Annotated in this window: 1 rRNA gene; it reads right to left on the reverse strand. The window is 53.2% G+C overall.

Features of this window, described 5'->3' with window-relative positions:
- Positions 1 to 585, reverse strand: a 23S ribosomal RNA gene (locus DK415_RS09440); the annotation flags it as partial.

Consider the following 585-nt stretch of genomic DNA (forward strand, 5'->3'; position numbering starts at 1 on the left):
AAAGACAGGGAGAACTCATCTCTTGGCAAGTTTCGTGCTTAGATGCTTTCAGCACTTATCTCTTCCGCATGTAGCTACCCAGCAATGCCTCTGGCGAGACAACTGGAACACCAGTGATGCGTCCACTCCGGTCCTCTCGTACTAGGAGCAGCCCCAATCAATTCTCCAACGCCCACGGCAGATAGGGACCGAACTGTCTCACGACGTTCTAAACCCAGCTCGCGTACCACTTTAAATGGCGAACAGCCATACCCTTGGGACCTACTTCAGCCCCAGGATGTGATGAGCCGACATCGAGGTGCCAAACACCGCCGTCGATATGAACTCTTGGGCGGTATCAGCCTGTTATCCCCGGAGTACCTTTTATCCGTTGAGCGATGGCCCTTCCATGCAGAACCACCGGATCACTATGACCTACTTTCGTACCTGCTCGACTTGTCTGTCTCGCAGTTAAGCTTGCTTATACCATTGCACTAACCTCACGATGTCCGACCGTGATTAGCAAACCTTCGTGCTCCTCCGTTACTCTTTGGGAGGAGACCGCCCCAGTCAAACTACCCACCAGACACTGTCCGAGACCACGTT

It is taken from the genome of Aggregatibacter segnis (assembly GCF_003130075.1).
In the GTDB taxonomy this organism is placed as follows: domain Bacteria; phylum Pseudomonadota; class Gammaproteobacteria; order Enterobacterales; family Pasteurellaceae; genus Aggregatibacter; species Aggregatibacter segnis_A.